Genomic DNA, 4,396 nt, shown 5'->3' with positions numbered 1-4,396 from the left:
GGCGAGCGGCGACGGCACGGTGTGCAGCATCGGCCACACCGTCTCGTCCGCGCTGAGGTCGGCGATCACCAGCGCGCCCCACTCGGCCGGGCGGGACCGCAGCTCCGCCGCGATCCACTGCCAGGGCAGCCCGTCGTGCCGCACCGAGGACGGCCTGGTGTCGCGCAGCGCCAGATGGAGCCGCCCGCCACGCCGGTCCGCGAGCACATGGCCGGCCAGGTGGATCAGCACCGGGCCCGGGTGCCGGGCGGCGGACCGCAGATGGGCGAGCACCGTCTGCGGGTCGGTGGCCGCCGGCAGATGCACCGCGTCCACCGCCTCCGCGGCCAGCAGCACCTGGGGGGAGACCGCGGCCAGTACGGCGGAGAGCGCGGGCGCCCCGTTGGAGATCGCCTGCCGGGCCCACGGCCAGCGGCCGCCTGCCGCGAAGCCGCCCTCGACGACCAGTATCCGCCCACGCGGAGCCGACCGGCTGTCCATCAGAGGGTGAGCGGGGTGCACTGCGGTCACCGAGGTGGCGAAGGGGTCGACCGGCGCTGGGAGCGGCGCGGTCTGCGCGGCCGCCGTGCCCGGCGACTGCAGTGGCAGCGGCACCTGAGCGGTGGTCTCCGACGTCGAGGTCGATGAACTCCCCGTCACCGCAGGTCACCATCCCGTCCCGCCGCTGCCGCGTGCGTCCGTCGCACGGCGCCGCTCGCCGTCCCGGGTCTGCCACTGTATTTGGTCGCCCGGTCCGTCGGCCATCCGGCGTTCGCAGGACATCCTCCCGAAAGGCCACGGCCACCCGTGGGAACCCCGCCACGACCTGACCCCGCGTCCCTCCGAGCCGGTCCCCGGTCCGGCGGCGGCTCCCGGATCAGAACACCTCTCAACCTTTCGCTGCCGTCGTGCATCTGGAGAGGGGTGACGGACCCAGCGAGCCGGAGGGCGGATGCACACACATGAGCACATGGACTTCGAGGAGTACGCGGTCGCGCGGCAGCGGCACCTCTACCGCACCGCGCACCTGCTCTGCGGAGACCCCCACCGTGCGCACGACCTGACCCAGACCACCCTGGCCAAGCTCTTCCAGCACTGGCGCAGGGCGAGCCGCGCGGACAACCTCGACGCCTACGCCCGGACGGTGCTGACCCGCACCTTCCTCGCCGAGCAGCGCCGCGGCCTGCTGGCCCGCAGGGTGGGCGTCCTGCGGAGCAGCCCGGTCCCGCGCGACGACAGCGACCTGCGGCTCACCCTGCAGTCGGCACTCGCCGAACTGCCCGCCCGGGCCCGGGCGATGGTGGTGCTGCGGTACTGGGAGGACCTCAGCGTCGAGACCGTCGCCGAGCTCCTGAGGTGCAGCACCGGCACCGTCAAGAGCCAGTGCTCACGCTCCCTGGCCAGGCTGCGCGAGCAGCTCGGCCCCGTCGAGCTCTACATCGGCGAATAGCCGGACACACCGCGACCAGCAGGAGTTCCCATGACGTACGACGACCACGCGGACGACACCCTCGTCCGCTCCCTCCTCACCCGCGCCGCCGACGAGTTGGAGCCGCCGCCCGGTCTGGTCGCCGCCGCGGCCGCACAGGGACGGCGCCGCCGCACCCGGTCCAGGGCCGCTTGGGCAGGCTCCACGCTGGCCTGCGCCGCGCTGGTGCTCGGCACGGCCACGACCTGCCTGCCGCACGACCGCACGACCCTGGTCGGGCCGGCCGCACAGACGGGACCGGGCGCGACCGCCGCCCCACCGGCCGGTGGGCTCCCCTCCCCCACCAGGACGTTCCCGGTGGTCCAGCCGCCGTCCCCGTGGACCGACGAGGACTGGCCCGCGGACCACTCGCCCCAGGAGCGCGCCCGTGTCGACCACTGGCGGCAGCTGACCGCCGCCGCCCTCCAGGACCTGCTGCCCCCCGCGGTCGGGCGGATCCGGCTGGTCGACGGCAACCCGGCGGTGTACGAGGGCGTCGCGGGCGGCCGGGTGTTCCCGGTGACCTTCTCCGTGCGCCCCGTGTCCGGTACCCCGGCCCCCGTCGACTGCCCCGCCGCCTCCAAGGGCGGTACCTGCCGGCTGGAGCAGCTGCCCGGCGGTGTCCGGGCGGCGGTGACGGTGGTGCCCACCGATTCCATGGACACCACCGCCACCAGCGTCCGCTTCGACCTCGGGCACAGCGCTGTGAGCATCGAGATCGACCCCCATGACGCCTCGCACTCCTCCGCGCCCGTGACCGCCGCGCAGCTGCTGGCCTTCGCCCGCAGCCCCCGGGTGCTGGCGCTGGTCCAGGCGGCGGACACCGATCCGGTGATGCCCGTTCAGAAGTCCTTCAACGAGGGAGCGCAGCACGGATGAGGATCCGGACCGGTACGGCGGCCGTGACCGCCCTGGCCCTGACCGCGGTGGTCGCGGCGGCCTCACCCGCGGGCGCCCTGGCCGTGCCCCTCGGTGTCCGGCAGCAGGATGCGGCCGCCGCGGCCGGGTGGACCACGGAGCCCTTCCCGCCCGGCGACATCGGCGTGCTGGCGGCCGCACGGGTGGACGCCCGGACGACCTGGGCCGCCGGGCGCCAGGTGGTGAGCGAGGGCGACGGCAAGGAGAACCCGCCGGTCAGCGTCCCCGTACTGCTCGCCAGGGACGACGCCGTCCGCAGCTGGACGCCGCTGGCCGTACCCGACGGCTACCGCGGGCGGCTGAACGCCATCGGCGCCGACCGGGCCGGCGGTGTCTGGGTGACCGGCGACCACCCCGACGCGGACGCCCCCGGCGTCACCACCGCCCACTGGGACGGCGGCACCTGGCAGCAGGCCTCCGCGCCGCTGCTCGAACCCAGCTGGGGGGCGAGCCTGCTCTCGGTCTCCGCGACCGGCCCCCGCGACGTCTGGGCCGTCGGCGCCCGGCAGCCGGCGATCGGGGAACTCACCTTCCTGGGCCTGATCGAGCACTGGGACGGCACCGCCTGGCAGCAGATACCGGGGCCCCAGCTCGACGCCGACTACTGGGCGCTCGACGGGGTCGTCGCCGACGGGCCCGCCGACGTCTGGGCCGTCGGCACGGCGGCCCGTCCGGGCGAGCTCGGCCGCCCGTTGGTGCTGCACTGGGACGGCAGGTCCTGGACCAGGACTCCGGTGCCCTCCCTGGACGGGCTGGAGGGCGAGCTCTACGGCATCGCCGCCGACGGGCCGGACGACATCTGGGCGGTCGGCTCGTACCGCGGCACCGGGGACGGCGCGGAACGGGTCCTCGCCGCGCACTGGGACGGCCACCGGTGGTCCCGGTCGGGCCTCCCGGCGGTCGCGGGCACCCTTCGCACGGTGACCGCGCGGTCCGGCGACGTCGCGGCGGCCGGCCGGGCCTCGGACGGGCAACCACTGCTGCTCCGCCTCGGCGCAGGCGGCTGGCAGCGGATCGCCGTGCCCGCGGTCGCCGGCGACGCCCAGGTGGCCGGGCTGATACGCACCGGTGCGCAGCTCACGCTGGTCGGCTCGGCCTCCGGTGCGGACGGCCGGGAGACACCGTTCGGGCTGACCCGCTGAGCCTGCCCGCGTTACGGCCGGACCGGCCGGGGCGGCCACGACAGCCCCGGCCCCGGCCCGTCAGGGCTGCTCCATCAGGTCGCGGAGCAGCGAGACCGTCTCGGGCTCCAGGTCGCGGGCGGCGTGCCGGCTGGTGGAGTCCAGCCGGTTGACGGCCTTCACCAGCTGCTCCCTGGCACCCGCCGACGCGTAGATGTAGAGCAGGTCGCGGTGGAGCAGTTCGGCGTCCGGGGCCACGGCGAGGCCCCGGTAGGCCGCCGCCTCGGCGCTGCGGAAGTCGCCGTGCTGCAGTCGGCGCGCGGCCAGCTCGTGGGCGGTGTCCAGAACGGCTGCCACCATGTCCTGGCGGAAGGGCTCGGCCCAGCCGTAGGAGCCCTGGGTGACCTCGGCGAACGGGGCGCCCCGCACCAGGGCGAGCGCATGCGCGAGTGCGGCGTCGGCCGCCGGGCTGGTGCTGCGCATCCCGCGCCGGTAGAGGCTGCGGAAGTCGTCCCAGTCGCAGGTGACGGCCGGTGAGAAGGCGTGTGCGCCACTGCCGTCGGTGGCGAGGAAGACCCTGCCCTCACCGTCCTGGCCGAGCCAGTGCCGGAGCCGGTCCACGGCCGACTCCAGCTCCCGGGCGGCGTGCCCGGCGGCCTCCGGGTCGCCCTGCACGGCGCCCGGGTGCAGCACCAGGTCCAAAGCGCGCTGGTCGCTGCCCGGGTTGAGCGCGAGGTAGGACCCTATCTCGATGAGCCGGCCGCGCCCGGAGACATCCACCGGGCCGGTCGCGCCCAGGATGTCCACCGGGCCGAGCAGCCGGACCCTGGGGGCGTTGCGCAGCGAGTGGGCGCGTGGGGAGCGCAGGATCGCCAGCAGGTCCTCGGCGTCGCTCCGGGCGGGGTGGGCG

General features: G+C 75.7%; 4 protein-coding genes and 1 pseudogene. 3 read left to right on the top strand and 2 right to left on the bottom strand.

Features of this window, described 5'->3' with window-relative positions:
- Positions 1–594, bottom strand: a pseudogene (locus tag AOK09_RS32220) (hypothetical protein); the annotation flags it as partial.
- A 337-nt stretch (positions 595–931) separates the two neighbouring features.
- Between AOK09_RS32220 and AOK09_RS32215 the strand changes: the two are divergent.
- Genes AOK09_RS32215 through AOK09_RS32205 form a run of 3 tightly spaced genes read left to right on the top strand, consistent with a single transcriptional unit; the run spans position 932 to position 3,507 of the window.
- Entirely contained in the window at positions 932–1,429 is a 498-nt protein-coding gene (locus tag AOK09_RS32215; protein ID WP_055590763.1) for a SigE family RNA polymerase sigma factor, read from the top strand.
- A 30-nt stretch (positions 1,430–1,459) separates the two neighbouring features.
- Positions 1,460–2,326 (top strand): hypothetical protein, encoded by an 867-nt coding sequence (locus AOK09_RS32210; RefSeq protein ID WP_055590762.1) that lies wholly within the window; start codon positions 1,460–1,462, stop codon positions 2,324–2,326.
- Positions 2,323–3,507: a beta propeller repeat protein gene (locus tag AOK09_RS32205; RefSeq protein ID WP_055590761.1), complete on the top strand. Its 1,185-nt coding sequence runs from the start codon at positions 2,323–2,325 to the stop codon at positions 3,505–3,507. Before AOK09_RS32210 ends, AOK09_RS32205 begins: the two co-directional genes overlap by 4 nt.
- A gap of 60 nt (positions 3,508–3,567) precedes the next feature.
- Here the strand turns inward: AOK09_RS32205 and AOK09_RS40550 are convergent.
- A partial coding sequence (locus AOK09_RS40550; RefSeq protein ID WP_217698524.1) for an AfsR/SARP family transcriptional regulator occupies positions 3,568–4,396 on the bottom strand: 829 nt, incomplete at its 5' end.

It is taken from the genome of Peterkaempfera griseoplana (genome assembly GCF_001418575.1).
Taxonomy (GTDB): Bacteria; Actinomycetota; Actinomycetes; order Streptomycetales; family Streptomycetaceae; genus Peterkaempfera; species Peterkaempfera griseoplana.
The sequence above is the reverse complement of the archived record's forward strand: the minus strand, read 5'-3'. Positions and strand labels throughout refer to the sequence as shown.

What these genes read in the sequence shown, in the direction of transcription:
- AOK09_RS32210 (WP_055590762.1), top strand. Translation starts at nt 1,460, where the DNA reads ATGACGTACGACGACCACGCGGACGACACCCTCGTCCGCTCCCTCCTC.
- AOK09_RS32205 (WP_055590761.1), top strand. Translation starts at nt 2,323, where the DNA reads ATGAGGATCCGGACCGGTACGGCGGCCGTGACCGCCCTGGCCCTGACC.
- AOK09_RS32215 (WP_055590763.1), top strand. Translation starts at nt 932, where the DNA reads ATGCACACACATGAGCACATGGACTTCGAGGAGTACGCGGTCGCGCGG.